Here is a 17,719-nt window from a genome sequence, read left to right as displayed (position 1 = left end):
AACGTTAACCGGCGACCTTCTCGCCGACCGGCGCGGCGGTCTCGCCGGCCGGCTTGCCGCCGCCCGCCGTGGGCGCCCCGATGCCGGCCATCGCGAACGCCCCGCCGCTGCCGCCGGCCGGGGAGAGGTCGTACGCGCTCTCCGCGTGTTCCGCGATGTCGATTCCGTCGGCCTCGGCCTCGGCGGCCAGCCGGAACCCGACGGTCTTCTCGATCAGGAAGGCCAGGGCGTAGGCGATCACGAAGGAGATCACGGTGACGATCAGCGCGCTCAGCGCCTGGACACCGAGTTGGGTGAGCCCACCGCCGTAGAAGAGCCCCTCGCGGGAGACGAGGGAGCTGACCGAGCTGGTGCCGAAGAAGCCGATCCAGAGACAGCCGATCCAGCCGCCGACGAAGTGCACGCCGACCACGTCGAGCGAGTCGTCGTAGCCGAGCCGGTACTTCAGGCCGATCGCGAGCGCGCAGACCGTGCCGGCCACGAGGCCCAGCAGGACGGCGGCCCAGGGAGCGACGAAGGCGCAGGCCGGCGTGATGGCGACCAGACCGGCGATCGCGCCGGAGGAGGCCCCGACCAGGGTCGGCTTGCCGTTGCGCAGCCACTCGACGACGATCCAGCCGAGCACTGCCGCGCCGGTGGCCACCTGGGTGTTGAGGAAGGCGATGGCGGTGGTCGAGTCGGCGGTCAGCTCCGAACCGGCGTTGAAGCCGAACCAGCCGAACCAGAGCAGGCCGGCGCCGAGCGCGACCATCGGCACGTTGTGCGGCTTCATGGCGTCGCGGGGCCAGCCCACCCGTTTGCCGAGCACCAGCGCGAGCGCGAGCGCCGCGGCGCCCGCGTTGATGTGTACGGCGGTGCCACCGGCGAAGTCGAGCGCGCCGAGCTTCGCGCCGATGAAGCCGCCACCCCAGACCATGTGTGCGACCGGGAAGTAGACGAGCGTCGCCCAGCCGAAGGCGAAGAGCAGCCAGCCGGAGAACTTCGCCCGGTCCGAGACGGCGCCGCTGATCAGCGCGACCGTGATGATCGCGAACATCATCTGGAAGGCCATGAAGACGTAGAGCGGGATGCCGGTCTCACCCCACAGGTCGGTCTCCGCCATGAACGTCTTGGTGCCGAGGTACTGGCCCGGGTCGCCCCAGATGCCGTTCTGGTCGTCGCCGAAGGCGACCGTGAAGCCGTAGAACAACCAGAGGATGGAGATGAGCCCCATCGACGAGAAGCTCATCATCATCATGTTCAGGACGCCCTTGGACCGGTTCAGCCCGCCGTAGAACAGCGCCAGACCCGGCGTCATGAGCAGCACGATCGCGCTGGAGATCAGCAACCACGCGGTGTTACCGGTGTCGATCGTCGGTGCGTCAGGCACGCTGGCCTCCTATAGGTGGAATTCCCTCCTTAGCGGCTTCCGGGGCAGCGTCGCCCGTGGGCCGGCTGCGGGAAGCCTCGTCGTCAGCTGTTTCACCCGGGGGCTCCGACGGGTTTCCGTTCCGTGACGGGTTGTTTCGAGCCTGTGACGGCAGGTGTCCGCCCGGGAACACAGGCGGATACCTGGAACACAGGCGGATACCTGATTGCCGGGGCTCGACGCGCGGTCGCGGCACCCCACCGAGGGGCCGGCCGGGGTGCCGTGGCGCTGGTCAGCGCAGCGCGTCCTCCAGGACGACCCGCTCGTAGTCGAGCAGCCGCAGGTCCCGCATCGGCCGGCGCAGGTGCCCCTTGTGCACGATCCGTACGAACGCCGGGTCCCCGGCGGCGGCCATCCGGCGGATGCCCTCCACGTGGTCGACGATCCGCTTGCGGATGGTGCGGATCAGCCGGTGCCGGTCGCGGGGGATCAGCCCGTACGCGTCGGCGAAGAGGCGCAGCCGGCGCGGCCGGTCCGGATGCTTCCAGCCGAGGGTGATCGAGTCCCGGTCGGAGAAGATGGGCACCCAGGTCCACGCCGCGTAGGCCACGTCGTAGATCCGGGCGCCGGGCGAGGCGAGGTCGAAGTCGATCAGACCGAGCGTGCCGTCCGGCCGCCAGATGACGTTGTGCGGCGCGGCGTCGTGGTGGCAGATCACCTCGGTGTCCGGCGGTGGCGGCCCGAACGAGCGCCACACCGCGTTCGGTGGGGGCACGAAGCCGTACTGGGCGTCGTGGAACATCCGCAGCATGGTGGCGACGGTCACCAGCGCCTCGTCGGTCACCCAGTGCCGGGCGAGCGGGTACTCCCCGCACTCCCCCTCCAGGTACGACAGGACCTCCCGGTTGCGCTCGTCCATGCCGAGCGCGCGGGGCGCCCCGGTGAACCCGACGTACTCCAGGTGGCGCAGCAGGGCGTGCACCGACGGGGTCCACGGCCCGGCGTTGCGCCGCACCGTGTCTCCGACCCGGACGACGGTGCTCACGTTCCCGCCGTGCAGCGGGATCTCCTGTGACGTCACGTACGGTCTCCCCAGGCGTCGCGAGGAGTGGCTCGGGTCCCGCCAGTCCAGGTATCCGCGATCGTCAGTGCCCACCGAGCCTACGCGTCCCGTGCGGCGGGCTCGGTACCCAGAAGCGCGTCGACGAACTGGGCCGGGTCGAACGGCGCCAGGTCGTCCGGCCCCTCGCCGAGGCCGACCAGCTTCACCGGAATGCCGAGCTTGCGCTGCACGGCGATCACGATGCCGCCCTTGGCGGTGCCGTCGAGCTTGGTGAGCACCACGCCCGTCACGTTGACCACCTCGGTGAAGACCCGCGCCTGCTCCAGGCCGTTCTGGCCGGTGGTGGCGTCCAGGATGAGGATCGTCTCGTCGATCGGGCCGTGCCGCTCCACCACCCGCTTGACCTTGCCGAGCTCGTCCATGAGGCCGATCTTGTTCTGCAGGCGACCGGCGGTGTCGATCAGTACGGTGTCCACGCCGCTGTCGATGCCGCGCCGGACCGCGTCGAAGGCGACGCTCGCCGGGTCGGCGGCCTCCGGGCCGCGGACCGTCTCGGCGCCGACTCGACCGCCCCACGTCTCCAGCTGGTCGGCGGCGGCGGCCCGGAAGGTGTCGGCCGCGCCGAGCAGCACGCTGCGGCCGTCGGCGACCAGCACCCGGGCGATCTTGCCGCAGGTGGTGGTCTTGCCGGCGCCGTTGACGCCGACCACCATCAGCACCGCCGGTACGCCGTCCTTGCGGGCGGTCTTCAGCGAGCGGTCGAGGGTCGGGTCGAGCGCGTTGACCAGCTCGGCGGCGAGCAGCGCACGCAGTTCACCGCCGGTACGCGTGCCCAGCACCCGGGTGCGCTCGCGCAGCCGGTCGACGATCTCGCGGGTGGCGTCGACGCCGACGTCGGCGGTGATGAGGTTGTCCTCGATCTCCTCCCAGGTGTCCTCGTCGAGGTGGTCGCGGCTGAGCAGGCCGAGCAGCCCCTTGCCGAAGACGGTCTGCGAGCGGGACAGGCGGGTGCGCAGCCGGACCAGCCGGCCGGCGGTCGGCTCCGGGACCTCCAGCGCGGGCGGGGCCTCCACGACGGGCGGCGCCTCGACGAGCACGCCGGTGGCGAGGTCCGACTCGGGGGCCTCGACCGGCGGGCCGGCCAGATCCTCCTGCGCCCGTGTGTCGATCTCCGTCGTCGGTAGCGGTGGCTCCGGGCGGCGGCGCAGGCGCGGCACGACCAGCCCGAGCGCGCCGAGGATCAGCACACCGAGCAGGGCGAGTGCGATGAGGAGGTAATCCGTCATGCCGAAATCCTGTCAGATGCCGGCGGCGGCGTCCCAGCCACCGCACCCGGGCCCGCCCGGCGACGCCGGTAGTCTCGGTCACAACCAGCAGTGGTGCGACCGTTGGCCGGGTAGGGAAAGATGAAGTCCGCTCATCTCGGAGGTTCCCGCCATGCCTGCCGCCCACCTGCTCATCGGCCCGCTGCTGCGGCGGGTGGTCGGGACCCGCGCCACGATCTGGGTCGAGACAGCCGCACCCGCCGTGGTCACCGTCCGGACCGCCGACGGGGCCACCGGCAGCGCGCACACCTTCACGGCCTTCGACCACCACTACGCGCTCGTCGTCGTCGAGGGGCTGAACCCTGACAGCGCCACCACGTACGAGGTGCTGATCGGCGACGAGGTGGTGTGGCCGGTGCCCGACTCCGGGTTCCCGCCGAGCGTGATCCGCACCCGGGCCGCCGACGACCTGGACCAGCCGGTCCGGCTGCTCTTCGGCTCCTGCCGGGAGACCACCCAGCACGCCACCACCCGGAAACTGCCGCCGGACGCGCTGGACGCGTACGCCCGGCGCCTGATGGCCGACTTCGAGCCCGCCGCCCTGCCCGACCTGCTGGTGCTCCTCGGCGACCAGGTCTACGCGGACGAAACCTCACCGACGGTGCGCCGACTGCTCAAGCGGCGTCGGCGGCGGCCGCGCGGGGCGCCCGCCGACCAGGTGGTCAGCTTCGACGAGTACACCAAGCTCTACCTGGAGTCCTGGCGCGACCCGGAGATCCGCTGGCTGCTCTCCACCGTGCCGAGCGTCATGATCTTCGACGATCACGAGATCATCGACGACTGGAACACCTCGGCGTCCTGGCGGGCCGAGGCCCGGCGGCAGCCGTGGTGGGCCGAGCGGATCGGCAGTGGGCTCGCGTCGTACTGGGTCTACCAGCACCTCGGCAACCTCGCCCCCGAGGAGATCGCGGCCGACCCGCTCTTTGCCAAGATCGCCGCGGCCGAGGACGCCACCGGGCTGCTGCGCGAGTTCGGCGAGCGGGTCGACAAGGAGTCCGACCTGGCCCACGACACCGAGCGCTGGCGTGCGGTGCAGTACCAGTGGAGCTACGCGCTCGACCTGGGCCGGACCCGGCTGGTGATGCTGGACAACAGGTGCAGCCGGGTACTCGACCGGAACAACCGGGCGATGCTGCCGCCGGGTGAGTGGTCCTGGTTCCTCGACCAGGCGCACGGCGTCTACGACCACCTGCTCGTCGGCGCCTCGCTGCCCTGGCTCCTGCCGCCGGGCATCCACCACGTCGAGGCGTGGAACGAGAAGCTGGCCGACTCCCGGCGCCCCTGGGTGGCCGGGGTCTCCGAGAAGCTGCGCCGCGGGCTCGACCTGGAGCACTGGGCGGCGTTCCGCCGCTCGTTCGAGGGCCTCGCCGCGACGTTCGCCCGGATCGGCAGCGGCAGCCCGGGGCACACCGGTGACCGGGTGGGCGCCGGGCCCGCGTACGCCCCACCCGCGTCGATCAGCGTGCTCTCCGGCGATGTGCACCATTCGTACGTGGCGCGGGCCCGCTTCGACGATCCGGCGATCACCACGCCGGTGCACCAGCTCACCTGCTCCCCGATCCACAACCAGGTGCCGGCCTTCATGCGCCCGTTGATGCGGCTCGGCTGGTCCCCCGGGCCGGCCGGGGCGACCTGGGCCCTGGCCCGCTCGGCGGGCGTACGCAGCCCCGGTGTGCGCTGGCGCAAGCTGGCCGGGCCGTACTTCGGCAACGCCATCGCCACCCTCGTGCACCGGGGGCGCGACGCCGAGGTGACCATCGAGGGCACGACGAGCGACGGGCACCTGCAACAGGTCATGCGTCAGCGGCTCACCGACACGAACTGACCTCGGCCCCGTACCCTCTAGGCCGTGGACGAGCACGCGGAGACGCTGCGGGCGGTCGAGCACGAGCTGACCGCCCTACTACGGCGCGGTCGGGCGGTCTCCTGGGAAGTCGCCCGCGAGGTGCACCAGAACCTCGAACCGAACGCGTACGGGCTGCTGCTGTGGCTGCGCAGGTACGACTCGGTCCGACTCACCGACCTGGCGAGTCGACTCCGCATCGGCAAGGGCACGTTGAGCCGGCAGATCCGCGGCCTGGAGGCGCTCGGTCTGGTCCGCCGCACGCCCGATCCGACCGACCGACGCGCGTCCCAGCTGAGCCTGACCGAGGAGGGTCAGCAGCGCTTCGACGCGGCGCGGGCCGCGCGGATGGATCACATCCGGCGGGTGCTGGACAGCTGGCCGGCGCAGGACGTGGCGGAGTTCGCCCGCCTGCTCGACAAGTTCAACAACGCCTGGTCCTGACCTTCCCCGGAGCGGGAATATCGGATACGCCCGGATTGGTTGTTGCTTCAGGCAACCAGAAGTTGCCTCAGGCAACTCCCCGCGCGGACGCCACCGCCGCCATCCGCCGGGCGTCGCCCCCCGCATCCCCTCGAAGACCCCGGAGGCCCGGACAGATGAGCCAGGCGACAGCGTCTCCACCGGCGACCGCCCTGAACATGTCCCACCGCCAGATCCTGCAGGCCCTCTCCGGCCTGCTGCTGGGCATGTTCGTCGCGATCCTCTCCTCGACGGTCGTCTCGAACGCGCTGCCGCGGATCATCACCGACCTGGGCGGCGGCCAGTCCGCGTACACCTGGGTGATCACGGCGGCGCTGCTCGCGACCACGGCAACCACCCCAATCTGGGGCAAACTGGCCGATTTGACCAGCAAGAAGGCGCTGGTCCAGCTCGCCCTGCTGATCTACGTCCTCGGCTCGGTGCTCGCCGGCGCCGCGCAGGGCACCGGCGAACTGATCGCCTGCCGCGTGTTGCAGGGCGTGGGCGCCGGTGGCCTCACCGCCCTCGCACAGGTGATCATGGCGACGATCATCGCGCCCCGCGAGCGGGGCCGCTACAGCGGCTACCTCGGCGCCGTCATGGCCGTCGGCACCATCGGCGGCCCGCTGGTCGGCGGCGTGATCGTCGACACCTCGTGGCTCGGCTGGCGCTGGTGCTTCTACGTCGGCGTCCCGTTCGCCATGGCCGCCCTCGTCGTGCTCCAGAAGACGCTGCGCCTGCCCGTCGTGAAGCGCAAGGCACAGATCGACTGGTGGGGCGCCACGATGATCACCGCAGCCGTCTCGGTGCTGCTGATCTGGGTCTCCCTCGCCGGTGACCAGTTCGCCTGGGCGTCCTGGGCGACCGTGGCCATGGTCGGTGGCGCACTGCTGCTCGGCGCGCTGGCGATCCGGATCGAGACCCGGGCCGCCGAACCGATGATCCCGCCCCACCTGTTCCGTTCCCGGACCATCACCCTGGCCACCGTCGCCAGCATCGCGGTCGGCATCGGCATGTTCGGCGCCTCCGTCTTCCTCGGCCAGTACTTCCAGCTCAGCCGCGGCGAGAGCCCGACCATGGCCGGCCTCATGACGCTGCCGATGATCCTCGGCCTGGTGGTCTCCTCCACGCTCACCGGCCGGGTGATCAGCCGGACCGGCCGCTGGAAGCGATTCCTGGTCGTCGGCTCGGCCCTGCTCACCGCCGGATTCGCACTGCTCGGCACGCTCCGCGCGGACACGAACTTCGCGCTGCTCAGCTGCTACATGGCGCTGGTCGGCATCGGGCTCGGCATGACCATGCAGAACCTGGTGCTGGCGGTGCAGAACACCGTCAGCCCGCGCGAGCTCGGCGCGGCCAGCAGCGTGGTCGCGTTCTTCCGCAGCCTCGGCGGCGCGGTCGGGGTCTCCGCGCTCGGCGCGGTCCTCGCCCACAAGGTCACCGGCTACCTGGCCGACGGATTCGCCCGGCTCGGCGTCCCGGCCACCGGCACCGGCGGCGGCGCCCTGCCGGACCTGCACACCCTGCCCGCCCCGATCCGGACGATCGTGGAGAACGCGTACGGCCACGGCGCAGGCGACATCTTCCTCGCAGCCGCACCGTTCACCCTGCTCGCGCTCATCGCCGTGAGCTTCATCAAAGAGGTGCCCCTGCGCCGGCACAACGACGAGATGCCGAACGTTGACACGGAGAGGAAACTGGCGGTGGCCACCGCCACGCGTACCGACGAGCAGAGGTGAGGGAGAGGTCATGAGCGTCGGAGCCCCCGACCGTGAGCAGTACGGCCCGCAGGCCCAGCCCCGGCCCTTCGAACGCGGCACCGACGGCCCCCGGGTGGTGCTGGTCGGCGTCGACGGCACCCGCACCTCCGAGCGGGCCGGCTGGTACGCGGCCGGCCTCGCCCGCCGGCAGGGAGCCTCGCTCGTGGTGGTCTTCGTCAACGCGCCGAACGGCCTCGTCGCCATGATGCCCGGCGTGGACGCCGCCGCCGTGCAGCGCACCCAGGACGAGCTCACCGCGGAGCTGCGCAAGGACATCAAGCGCGCCGCGCACGAATTCGGCCTGCCCATCACCTTCGAGTGCCGGCGCGGCGACCCGTACACCGAGCTGCGCGACGCCGCCGACGAGTTCCGGGCCGACATGGTCGTCGTCGGCGCGTCCGAGCAGGCCGGCCACCGGCTGGTCGGCTCGGTCGCCACCCGGCTGGTCCGCAGCGGCCGCTGGCCCGTCGTCGTGGTGCCCTGAACGAAACCCGCTCGCCCGGCCACCGAGGCGCCGGGAAGGATGCCGGCATGACGTGGACAGCACCGGACGTCGTCCGGACCCCCGAGATCACCGTCGGCGACGAACGCGCCATGCTCGAGAGCTGGCTCGACTACCACCGCCAGACGCTACTGCTCAAGTGCGCGGGACTGACCGCCGAGCAGCTGCGCACACCCAGCGTCGAGCCCTCCGGGCTGACCCTGCTGGGGCTGGTCCGCCACCTCGCCGAGGTGGAGGCCTGGTGGTTCCGGGAGAACTTCGCCGGCCAACAGGTCGACTACCCGTACTACACGCCGGAGCATCCGGACGCCGACCACGACGTCAGCAACGCCGATGCCGAGGCCGACCTCGGCACGTTCGAGCGGGAGGTCGAGCTGGCACGGGCCGCCGCGGTCGGCCGGTCCCTCGAGGAGACCTTCACCGAGGTGGGTCCGAAGCAGCGCACGTTCAACCTGCGCTGGATCTACCTGCACATGATCGAGGAGTACGCCCGGCACAACGGCCACGCCGACCTGATCCGCGAGCGGATCGACGGCGTCACCGGCGACTGACCCACCGCCACGGGCAGCGTCGGCGCCCCGCGGCACCGACGCTGCCGATCCTCAGGAAACAGACCCTAGAACGCCAGCGCGGCGCGCAGGTAACGCAGGTCGCCGGGGCCGTTCCAGCGGTGGGCGGAGAGCCCGGCCGCCCGAGCGCCCCGCACCGACCAGTCCTCGTCGTCGACGAAGAGCACCCGGTCGGGCAGGGCGGCGACGGCCTGGCAGGCGGCCTGGAAGTACTCCTTCGCCGGCTTGTTCACCCCGAGCCGGTACGAGCTGATCACCGCGTCGAACTCGCCGGTCAGATCGAGCGCGGCCAGGTCCTCCTCCAGCCGGTCGGTGGCGTTGGTGGCCAGGCCGACCCGAATGCCCCCGGCCCGCGCCTCGCGGACCAGGCCGAGCACGTCGGTGTCCACCTCGCCCCGGTAGCTCTGCCACTCCTCGACCGCCGCCCGGGCGCGCTCCGCGCCGCCGGCCGGTTCCGTCAGGGCGTCGACCACGCTGGTCATCCAGTCGGCGTGGCTGACCTGCCCGGTGAGCACCGGCTGGAGCCGCCCCCACTGCATCGCGATCTCGACGAGCACCCCCGCGGCCAGGCCGTAACGCTGCTCCACCCCGGCGGCGACCGCCGGATCCCAGCGCCGCAGTACGCCGTCGAAATCCACCAGGAGCGCCGTCGCGCGTTGCCGACTCACTCGTTCTTCTCCTGCCCGTCATCGGCCCGGTTGAGCCGCTGGCTGATCACCTGGGTCACCCCGCCACGCATGGTCACTCCGTAGAGCGCGTCGGCGATCTCCATGGTCCGCTTCTGGTGCGTGATCACGATGAGCTGGCTCTTCTCCCGCAGCTGGGCGAGGAGCGTGATCAGGCGACCGAGGTTCACGTCGTCGAGGGCCGCCTCGACCTCGTCCATGATGTAGAACGGGCTGGGCCGGGCCCGGAAGATCGCCACGAGCATCGCCACCGCGGTCAGCGACCGCTCCCCGCCGGAGAGCAGCGACAGGCGCTTGATCTTCTTGCCCGGCGGCCGGGCCTCCACCTCCACGCCGGTGGTGAGCAGATCCTCCGGGTCGGTGAGCACCAGCCGCCCCTCACCGCCGGGGAAGAGCACCTCGAAGACCTGCTCGAACTCCCGGGCGGTGTCGGCGAACGCGTCGGCGAAGACCTCCAGGATCCGCTCGTCGACGTCCTTGACCACGGTGAGCAGGTCCCGGCGGGTCGCCTTGAGATCCTCCAGCTGCTCGGAGAGGAACTTGTACCGCTCCTCCAGCGCCGCGAACTCCTCCAGCGCCAGCGGGTTCACCTTGCCGAGCAGGGCCAGTTCGCGCTCCGCCTTGGCGGCCCGCTTCTCCTGCACCGGACGCTCGTAGCGGACCGGCTCCGGCACCGGCAGGCCGTCCCGCTCGGCGGTGTCGACGTCGACCTGGGTGGGCGGCACGAGCTGGCCCGGCCCGTACTCGGCGACCAGGGTCTCCACGTCCAGACCGAAGTCCTCCGCCGCCTTCGCCTCCAGCTGCTCGATGCGCAGCCGCTGCTCGGCGCGGGCCACCTCGTCCCGGTGCACCTGGCTGGTCAGCCGTTCCAACTCGGCGCCGAACCGCTTGGCCGCGCCGCGTACCTCCTGCAGCTCCGCCTCCCGGGCGGCCCGCTCCCGCGCCACCTCGTCGCGCCGCTCCTCGGCCGCGGCGATCGAGGTGGTCAGGCGGACCAGCGCCTCGCGCGCACCCCCGGCGACCGCCCGCGCGATCGCCGCCCCCCGGGTCCGCGCGGCGCGCCGGGCCGCGGCCCGCTCCCGCGCCGCCCGCTCCGCGTTGGCCTGCCGACGCAGGGAGTCGGCCCGGCCGGCGATGGAGGCGACCCGCTCCTCGGCGGTACGCACCGCCAGGCGGACCTCCATCTCGTTCTGCCGTGCCCGCGGCACCATCGCGGCGAGCTGGTCCCGCTCGTCGGTGGAGGGCTCGGCGTCGATCGGCGTCTCCTCGGCCAGCCGGAGCCGCTCCTCCAGCTCAGCCAGGGCCAACAGGTCCCGCTCGCGGGCCGACTCGGCGCGGGCCCGGGACTCGCCGAGCCGGTCGCACTCCGCCTTCGCCGAACGGGCTGCCGCGCCCAGCTCGGCCAGCCGTCTCGCGGCGGCGTTGCGGTGGCTCTCCGCCTCCCGCTTGGCGGCGGCGGCGTGCTGCACCACCTCCTTGGCGGCGGCCACCTCGGTCCGCGCCTCGACGAGCTGCTCCCGCAGCTCGGCCGCGGAGTGCTCGGCCACCGTCCGGTTCGCCCGGGCCTCCTCGACGGCGGCCTGCACCTCGATGTAGCTGGGCGCCTTGGCCGACCCGCCGGCCGCCGCGTACGCCCCGACCACGTCACCGTCGGGGGTGACCGCGCGCAGCTCCGGGTTCTCGCCCACCAGCTCGGCGGCGGCTTCGAGATCGTCGACGAGCACCACGTCGCGCAGCGCGCGGTGCACCGCCGGCCGGAGCTGCTCGGCGCACTCGACCAGGTCCGGGGCCCAGCGGGCACCGTCGGGCAGCTTCGGGCGCAGCGCGTCCGCCGGGCCGTCCATTCCCGGGCCGGCTGGGCCGCCGACCAGCAGGCCGGCCCGGCCGGCGTCGGAGATCTTCAGCAGCCGCATCGCCTCGACGGCCTCGTCGACGCCGGTCATCGCGACCGCGTCGGCCAGGCCGCCCAGCGCGGCGGCGAGCGCCGCCTCGTGTCCCGGCGCGACGGTGAGCAGCCCGGAGAGGCTGCCGAGCAGGCCCGGCACGTCGCCGGCCCGGGCGAGCAGGGCGCCGGCGCCGTCCTTGCGGCGCAGGCCGAGAGCGAGGGCCTCCTCCCGGGCCTTCCAGGTGGCGGCGTCCTTCTCCGCGGCGCGCTCGGCGTCGGTCAGGGAGCGGACGGTCGCCTGGACCCGTTCGTGGACGGCCACCGCCTCGGCGTGCCGCTCGTCGAGATCCGCGTTGTCCCGGTCCGCCTCGGTCGACTGGGCGGCCACCGCGTCCAGGTCGGCCTGGGCCTTCTCGGCTCGGCCGAGCGCGTCGGCGTGGGCGGCGGCGAGTCGTTCGATCTCCTCGCCGGCGCTGGTCGTCCGGGCCCGGGCGGAGTTGACCTGACCGGTGAGGCGGGCCAGCCCCTCTCGCCGGTCCGCGATCGCCTTGGCGGCGGCGACCAGTTCGCGTTCGGCGGCGGCGAGCTGCCGCTCCAGCTCCTGCCGGTGCTCGACCGCCTCGGCGAGCCGGATCTGGTCGTCGGTGAGCGCCGCGCGCAGCTCCTCCTCCTGCTCGCGTACCCGCTCGGCCTCCGCCTCGAGCTGGTCCGGGTCGCGTCCGGGGCGCTCGTCGTCCGGGGTGGCGCTGAGGTGTCGCAGCCGCTCCAGCGCCAGCTGCTCGATGGAGCGGAACCGCTCCTGCAACGCGGAGAGCTTGTACCAGGTGTCCTGCGCGGCGGCCAGCAGCGGGGCGTCCTCGGCGAGGGCGGCTTCCAGCTCGGCGAGGCGCCGCTGCACCTCGGCGTGCTCGGCCTCGACCTGCTCGCGTCGCTCGCGTACCGCCGTCTCGTCGGCGATCTCCCGATCCAGGGTGGTACGGAGCGTGGCGAGGTCGTCGGCGAGCAGCCGCAGTCGGGCGTCGCGCAGGTTCGCCTGGATGGCCGCGGCGCGGCGGGCCACCTCGGCCTGCCGGCCCAGCGGCTTGAGCTGGCGGCGCAGCTCGGCGGTGAGGTCGGTGAGCCGGTTGAGGTTGGTCTGCATCGCGTCGAGCTTCCGCAGCGCCTTCTCCTTGCGCTTGCGGTGCTTGAGGACGCCGGCCGCCTCCTCGATGAAGGCCCGCCGGTCCTCCGGCTTGGCGTGCAGCATGCCGTCGAGGCGGCCCTGCCCGACGATGATGTGCATCTCCCGGCCGATACCGGAGTCGGAGAGCAGCTCCTGGATGTCGAGCAGGCGGCACGAGTCACCGTTGATCTCGTACTCGCTCTCGCCGGAGCGGAACATCCGGCGGGTGATGGAGACCTCGGTGTACTCGATCGGCAGCGCGCCGTCGGTGTTGTCGATGGTGAGGGTGACCTCGGCCCGGCCGAGCGGTGCCCGGCCCGCGGTGCCGGCGAAGATGACGTCCTCCATCTTGCCGCCGCGCAGCGCCTTCGCGCCCTGCTCGCCGAGCACCCAGGCGATGGCGTCGACGACGTTGGACTTGCCGGAGCCGTTCGGGCCGACCACACAGGTGATCCCCGGCTCCAGCTTGAGCGTCGTGGCGGAGGCGAAGGACTTGAATCCCTTCACCGTCAGGCTCTTGAGATACACCTTCTCGATCCTCGTCCGTTGGCCGCCGTACCGTCGCCGGCTGCGCGGACCTGGTGAACTGGCAGACTAACCCGGCGGACCCGGGGCTCGGGTACGCGACCCGCCCCGCTACGCGCGCCCGGCCCGCAGAGGGGCCGGCCGGGATCCTGTGGCGGGCCCGGCGCGACTGCCATCGTCTCCCGACCGCCGGTAAAGACAAGTGCTATTCGCACGGCGGATTCAGCCACCGTTTCCCTCGGTGACGAGTGCCACACGGACCGGTACGACGGCAAGATCGAGAAATGGGAGATCGGAAAGTCGCGAAGACAAAGTTGCGCGCCGGCACAGTCGTGTCGGCGCGCTTTTTGCGTGGTGCGATTCAGTTTTCCCGACGCGATGATCAGGTGAGCGCGGGCTCGGCGAGCCGGAGCAGATCGTCCGCCTCGTTGGCGGCGGCGGCGAGCCGATCATTCTCGGCACGCAGTCGCGTGAGCTCGAACTCCAGGGCCTGAACCCTGGCACGCAGTCGGGTGACCTCGTCGAGCAGACGCCGGTCGGGCGCTGCACCTACGTGGCCGTAGAGGGCCTTCGCCATGCTGACTCCTTGATATGCGCTGCCGGAAAGGCCGGCCAACGCGCGCCCATGTGTCCGCGACTACCATTCCAGGCTGTATCTGGGCATGGCCGGGCGCGACTGGCGACACCTATATATTGGCCGCAAAGCCCCTAGTCGTCAAGTTTTCGCAGGCCGTAGATCATCTCTACGTCGACCTGTCCACTCGCTGGGGGCTGCCACGAGGCACGGACACGCTCTGTCCGGACGCCTTAACGGTACGCCTACGTTGTCTCCGAAGTCTGCCCCGCGGCGTCCGCTATCCCCTTAACTCTTTCTTAGCCACGTTGCCGCAGGTCGTAGCGCACCCGTAGCGTCAGCGCGGCCCGCAACCGACCCGTGGAGGCGACAGGCGTGTACCGCTGGACCGACCCGAACGACCCGGAGGGCGCGAAGCGGCGCCCGGAGACACCGATCGAGGAACCGGCCTGGCTGACCGACCGTCCGGCACCACGGTCGGCGTACCTCTTCGGCGACGACCCCGAGGGGCCGGCCGACGCCTGGCCAGAGCGGCACCCCGCGGAGACCTGGCGCGACGACCGGCCGACGGCTGGGTGGCAGGACGAGCCGACCACCAACTGGGCGGCGGCCGGGCCGACGCCGCAGGGCCTGCAGTCGGACCCCTACCGCGACCGGCCCGAGCAGGCCGCGCCCTGGTCCGCGTCGCACCATGGCTGGTCGGCGGAGGAACCCACCCAACGACCGGCGGACCGACCCGGCGGGTGGCCTGTCGAGGAGACCGGTGCGAGCGCGCCCGCCGGCTGGACCGGCGAGATCCGGCCGGACGAGCACACCGCCGGCTTCGGCGACCGGCCCGGGGAGCCGAGCGGCTGGTCCGGGGAGCCGGTCGGCCGTACCGACGGCTGGTCCTCCGGTCACCCCGGCGAGCACTCCACGTACGGCGTACGGCCGGAGCGGTGGGGCGTCGAGCCGGCGACCGGTTCCCGACAGCCCGCCGTCGACGACACCGCCCCGCTGTATTCGATCCCGGCGGACGGCACCGGCGGGCCGGAGCACGACGCCGTCGCCGGAGAGAGCGGCGTCGAGGGGCGGCACCGCTCCAGGCGGCGGATCCCCCGGCCACTGATCATCGGCGGCGCCGCAGCGGCCGCCACCCTGGTGGTGAGCCTCGGCGTCGGCGCGCTCGCGCTCCCGGGAGGCGGCGGCACCCCGGCCGACCCGACGGCCGTCGACGACACCGTCGCCGCCGCACCGGCTCTGCCCACCGACGCGGCCCCGGTCCCGGCGACCACCTCCGCGGCCCCGACCGCCTCGCCGAGCACCGCCCGCCCCACCCCCTCGGCGAGCCGAACCACCCGGCCCACCCCGTCGGCGAACCGGACCACCGCCCCCTCCCGGCGCAACGCCGAGCGGAGCAGCGCACCGAGCACCGGCGGCGGCACGACGACCGCCCCGAGCGGCGGCGTCAGCGCCCAGGCCCGTGAGGTGGTCGACCTGGTCAACGCCGAGCGGGCCAAGGCCGGCTGCAAGGCGCTGACCATCGACGACAAGCTGATGACCGCCGCCCAGCGGCACAGCCAGGACCAGGCCGACCACCAGAACATGTCGCACACCGGCAGCGATGGCAGCGACCCCGGCGACCGGATCGACCGGGTCGGCTACCAGTGGCGCACCTACGGCGAGAACGTGGCCTGGAACCAGAAGAACCCGGCCGCCGTGATGGACGCCTGGATGAACAGCCCCGGGCACAAGGCCAACATCCTGAACTGCGCGTTCACCGAGATCGGCGTGGGGATCGCGAACAGCAACGGACCGTACTGGACGCAGGTCTTCGCCGCGCCGCGCTGACCGTCGGCGAACACCGGCACGACGCCCCACTCGACTGCGAGTGGGGCGTCGTCGCGTGCACCGGCGAGTCGTACTCGGGTCCGCGCTCGTTTCACCCGGTGAGGTACGCCCGCGTGAGGCGGCGTACCGGTGCGGGCGGCGAGGGCGCCGCCCGGGACCCGGGAGCTGCCGATGCGGATCCGGCTGCGACGACGCGCCGTCCGGCTACGCCGAGCGCTCTCCGCTGGCGCGACGCTGATCCTGCTCGTCCCGGTCTGCGCCTGCCGGGTCGAGCTGACCCCACCCGGGGCACCGACCCCCTGGCCGGCCGCGTCGGCCCGCCACTGGCAGTGGCAGTGGCAGCTCACCGGCCCGGTCGACCCGGACGTCGACGCCGACGTCTTCCTGCTCGACGCGGCCCGTACCACCTCCGCCGAGACCGCCGAGCTGCGCGCCCGGGACCGGCGCCTGGTCTGCCAGGTGCACGTCGCGTCGGTACGATCCGACGACCCGGACGCCGACCGCTTCCCGGAGAGCGCCCAGGGCGCGGCCGGCCGGCGCCCGCAGAGCCGCTGGCTGGACGTACGGCGCTGGGACGCGCTCGAACCGGCCCTGGCCGACCGGTTGCGGCTCTGTCGCGGCAAGGGCTTCGGCGCGGTGGCGCTGGCCGACGCGGACGCCTACCTGTACCGCTCGGGCTTCCCCCTCGGCTTCGACGACCAGCTGCACTTCAACCGCCGGCTGGCAGCGCTCGCCCGGTCCCTGGACCTATCCCCCGGGCTGATGAACGACGTGCCGCAGCTCGCCGCGCTCGCCCCGGACTTCGACTTCGCGGTCAACGAGGAGTGCGTACGGCTCGACCAGTGCGAGAAGCTGTTGCCCTTCGTCGACGCCGGCAAGCCGGTCTTCCACGTCGAGTACACCGGCTCGACCGAGGAGTTCTGCGTCGTCACCGTCGGCTACGGCTTCGCCTCGATCCGCAAGCAGCCCGCCCTCGATGCCTGGCGCGACCCCTGCGTGACCCGCGGATACCCCGACGGCTGACCCTGCGGCGATCAGCCGCGGAGCGACGCTCGGGGCCGCGGCTGGCAGCGCGGGCAGCTGTACGAGGAGCGGTTCATGAACGGTTCGCGGCGGATCGGGGTGCCGCAGCGCGGGCACGGCTCGCCCTCCCGCCCGTAGGCGTTGAGCGCCCGTTCGAAGTAGCCGCTCTCCCCGTTCACGTTGACGTAGAGGGTGTCGAAGCTGGTGCCACCGGACTTGATGGCCTCGCCGAGCACGTCGCGGACGTGCCCGAGCAGCCGCTGGGCGGCCGGACCGGTGAGCGTGTCGGTGGGCCGGGTGCCGTGCAGCCGGGCCCGCCAGAGCGCCTCGTCGGCGTAGATGTTGCCGACGCCGGAGATCAGCGTCTGGTCGAGCAGCGCGCGCTTCACCTCGGTACGCCGCCGGCGCAGCGCCGCCACGAAGGCCGCGTCGGAGAAGAGCGGGTCCATCGGATCCCGGGCGATGTGCGAGATCTCGGCGGGCAGCTCCGCCCCGCCCTCGCTCACCGCGAGCCCGCCGAACGTGCGCTGGTCGACGAAGCGCAGCTCCGGGCCGCCGTCGTCGAAGCGGAACCGGACCCGCAGGTGCGTCTCGTCGGGCGCGTCGGCGGGCTGCATCAGCAGCTGACCGGACATGCCGAGGTGCCCCACCACCGCGTCGCCGCTGTCCAGCGGCAGCCACAGATACTTGCCCCGGCGGCGTACGTCCAGCACCGTCCGTCCCGCCAGCACGTCGGCGAAGTGCACGCCGCCGGGAACGTGCCGCCGCACGGCCCGCGGGTGGCGTACCTCGACGGTGCTGATCCGGCGTCCGGTCACCCACTGGGCGAGCCCCTGCCGGATGGTCTCGACCTCGGGCAGCTCAGGCACGGGGCGAGTCCGTTCCGGCGGCGTCGCCACCCGCCCGGTCGGCCGCGACGCTCTCCGTCTCGGCGCGCTCGCCGTCCGAGTCGCCGTCGGAGTCGCCCTGCCCGGTCCGCTCCGCCTGCTCGGTGAGGGTCCGCCAGGCGGCCTCGGCGGCGCGCTGCTCGGCCTCCTTCTTGCTCCGCCCCTCGGCGCCGCCGTACCGGTTGCCCGCGACCACCACCCAGGCGGTGAACGTCTTCAGGTGGTCCGGCCCGGTGCCCTCGATCCGGTACTCCGGCACACCCAGCCCGAGCGCC

General features: G+C 72.7%; 15 protein-coding genes. 7 read left to right on the top strand and 8 right to left on the bottom strand.

The genetic code is table 11. The annotated features are described in order from the left end of the window. Nucleotides 1-4 precede the first annotated feature (4 nt). The 3 genes from D7044_RS24115 to ftsY form a co-directional block, all read right to left on the bottom strand. A complete protein-coding gene (locus D7044_RS24115; protein ID WP_120690290.1) occupies nt 5-1,369 on the bottom strand; it encodes an ammonium transporter in 1,365 nt (454 codons plus the stop codon). A 271-nt stretch (nt 1,370-1,640) separates the two neighbouring features. Next, on the bottom strand, nt 1,641-2,480 hold the full coding sequence (locus tag D7044_RS24110; protein ID WP_222864357.1) for a phosphotransferase: 840 nt from the start codon (nt 2,478-2,480) through the stop codon (nt 1,641-1,643). A 29-nt stretch (nt 2,481-2,509) separates the two neighbouring features. Continuing rightward, nucleotides 2,510-3,697, bottom strand: coding sequence for a signal recognition particle-docking protein FtsY (gene ftsY, locus D7044_RS24105; protein WP_120690289.1), 1,188 nt, complete (start codon nt 3,695-3,697; stop codon nt 2,510-2,512). 151 nt (nt 3,698-3,848) lie between these two features. Here ftsY and D7044_RS24100 point away from each other — a divergent pair, with 151 nt between their 5' ends. From D7044_RS24100 to D7044_RS24080, 5 genes are all read left to right on the top strand, one after another. Continuing rightward, the gene (locus D7044_RS24100) at nt 3,849-5,561 is read left to right on the top strand and encodes an alkaline phosphatase D family protein (RefSeq protein ID WP_120690288.1); all 1,713 of its coding nucleotides are present in this window, start codon (nt 3,849-3,851) and stop codon (nt 5,559-5,561) included. Nucleotides 5,562-5,585: 24 nt separating this feature from the next. Further along, complete coding sequence (locus D7044_RS24095) at nt 5,586-6,023, top strand: MarR family winged helix-turn-helix transcriptional regulator (protein WP_120677296.1); 438 nt, start codon at nt 5,586-5,588, stop codon at nt 6,021-6,023. A gap of 155 nt (nt 6,024-6,178) precedes the next feature. After that, entirely contained in the window at nt 6,179-7,780 is a 1,602-nt protein-coding gene (locus D7044_RS24090; RefSeq protein ID WP_120690287.1) for an MDR family MFS transporter, read from the top strand. Nucleotides 7,781-7,790: 10 nt separating this feature from the next. Then, nucleotides 7,791-8,285: a universal stress protein gene (locus tag D7044_RS24085; RefSeq protein WP_120677300.1), complete on the top strand. Its 495-nt coding sequence runs from the start codon at nt 7,791-7,793 to the stop codon at nt 8,283-8,285. A 47-nt stretch (nt 8,286-8,332) separates the two neighbouring features. Then, nucleotides 8,333-8,854, top strand: a complete 522-nt coding sequence (locus tag D7044_RS24080; protein ID WP_120677302.1) for a DinB family protein — start codon at nt 8,333-8,335, stop codon at nt 8,852-8,854. A 65-nt stretch (nt 8,855-8,919) separates the two neighbouring features. Here the strand turns inward: D7044_RS24080 and D7044_RS24075 are convergent, their stop codons facing one another. The 3 genes from D7044_RS24075 to D7044_RS24065 form a co-directional block, all read right to left on the bottom strand. Continuing rightward, entirely contained in the window at nt 8,920-9,540 is a 621-nt protein-coding gene (locus tag D7044_RS24075; protein ID WP_120677304.1) for an HAD family hydrolase, read from the bottom strand. Then, entirely contained in the window at nt 9,537-13,133 is a 3,597-nt protein-coding gene (smc, locus tag D7044_RS24070) for a chromosome segregation protein SMC (RefSeq protein WP_120690286.1), read from the bottom strand. Before smc ends, D7044_RS24075 begins: the two co-directional genes overlap by 4 nt. A gap of 379 nt (nt 13,134-13,512) precedes the next feature. After that, the gene (locus D7044_RS24065; RefSeq protein WP_076470495.1) at nt 13,513-13,707 is read right to left on the bottom strand and encodes a hypothetical protein; all 195 of its coding nucleotides are present in this window, start codon (nt 13,705-13,707) and stop codon (nt 13,513-13,515) included. A gap of 372 nt (nt 13,708-14,079) precedes the next feature. On the opposite strand from D7044_RS24065, the gene D7044_RS24060 reads away from it, so the two are divergent. Both D7044_RS24060 and D7044_RS24055 read left to right on the top strand, forming a co-directional pair. Beyond that, entirely contained in the window at nt 14,080-15,534 is a 1,455-nt protein-coding gene (locus tag D7044_RS24060; RefSeq protein WP_411710996.1) for a CAP domain-containing protein, read from the top strand. A 171-nt stretch (nt 15,535-15,705) separates the two neighbouring features. Continuing rightward, a complete protein-coding gene (locus D7044_RS24055; protein WP_120677837.1) occupies nt 15,706-16,557 on the top strand; it encodes an endo alpha-1,4 polygalactosaminidase in 852 nt (283 codons plus the stop codon). 11 nt (nt 16,558-16,568) lie between these two features. On the opposite strand, the gene mutM is transcribed toward D7044_RS24055, so the two are convergent. Both mutM and D7044_RS33100 read right to left on the bottom strand, forming a co-directional pair. Beyond that, nucleotides 16,569-17,426, bottom strand: a complete 858-nt coding sequence (gene mutM / locus D7044_RS24050) for a bifunctional DNA-formamidopyrimidine glycosylase/DNA-(apurinic or apyrimidinic site) lyase (protein WP_120690284.1) — start codon at nt 17,424-17,426, stop codon at nt 16,569-16,571. Further along, nucleotides 17,419-17,719: putative dsRNA-binding protein (locus tag D7044_RS33100; RefSeq protein ID WP_233565112.1), on the bottom strand; the 301-nt coding region annotated here is incomplete at its 5' end. The genes D7044_RS33100 and mutM, both read right to left, overlap by 8 nt.

It is taken from the genome of Micromonospora musae, from assembly GCF_003626635.1.
In the GTDB taxonomy this organism is placed as follows: domain Bacteria; phylum Actinomycetota; class Actinomycetes; order Mycobacteriales; family Micromonosporaceae; genus Micromonospora; species Micromonospora musae.
This window is presented reverse-complemented; position numbering and strand designations above follow the sequence as displayed.

What these genes read in the sequence shown, in the direction of transcription:
- ftsY (WP_120690289.1), bottom strand. Translation starts at nt 3,697, where the DNA reads ATGACGGATTACCTCCTCATCGCACTCGCCCTGCTCGGTGTGCTGATC.
- D7044_RS24100 (WP_120690288.1), top strand. Translation starts at nt 3,849, where the DNA reads ATGCCTGCCGCCCACCTGCTCATCGGCCCGCTGCTGCGGCGGGTGGTC.
- D7044_RS24090 (WP_120690287.1), top strand. Translation starts at nt 6,179, where the DNA reads ATGAGCCAGGCGACAGCGTCTCCACCGGCGACCGCCCTGAACATGTCC.
- D7044_RS24085 (WP_120677300.1), top strand. Translation starts at nt 7,791, where the DNA reads ATGAGCGTCGGAGCCCCCGACCGTGAGCAGTACGGCCCGCAGGCCCAG.
- D7044_RS24080 (WP_120677302.1), top strand. Translation starts at nt 8,333, where the DNA reads ATGACGTGGACAGCACCGGACGTCGTCCGGACCCCCGAGATCACCGTC.
- D7044_RS24065 (WP_076470495.1), bottom strand. Translation starts at nt 13,707, where the DNA reads ATGGCGAAGGCCCTCTACGGCCACGTAGGTGCAGCGCCCGACCGGCGT.
- D7044_RS24055 (WP_120677837.1), top strand. Translation starts at nt 15,706, where the DNA reads ATGCGGATCCGGCTGCGACGACGCGCCGTCCGGCTACGCCGAGCGCTC.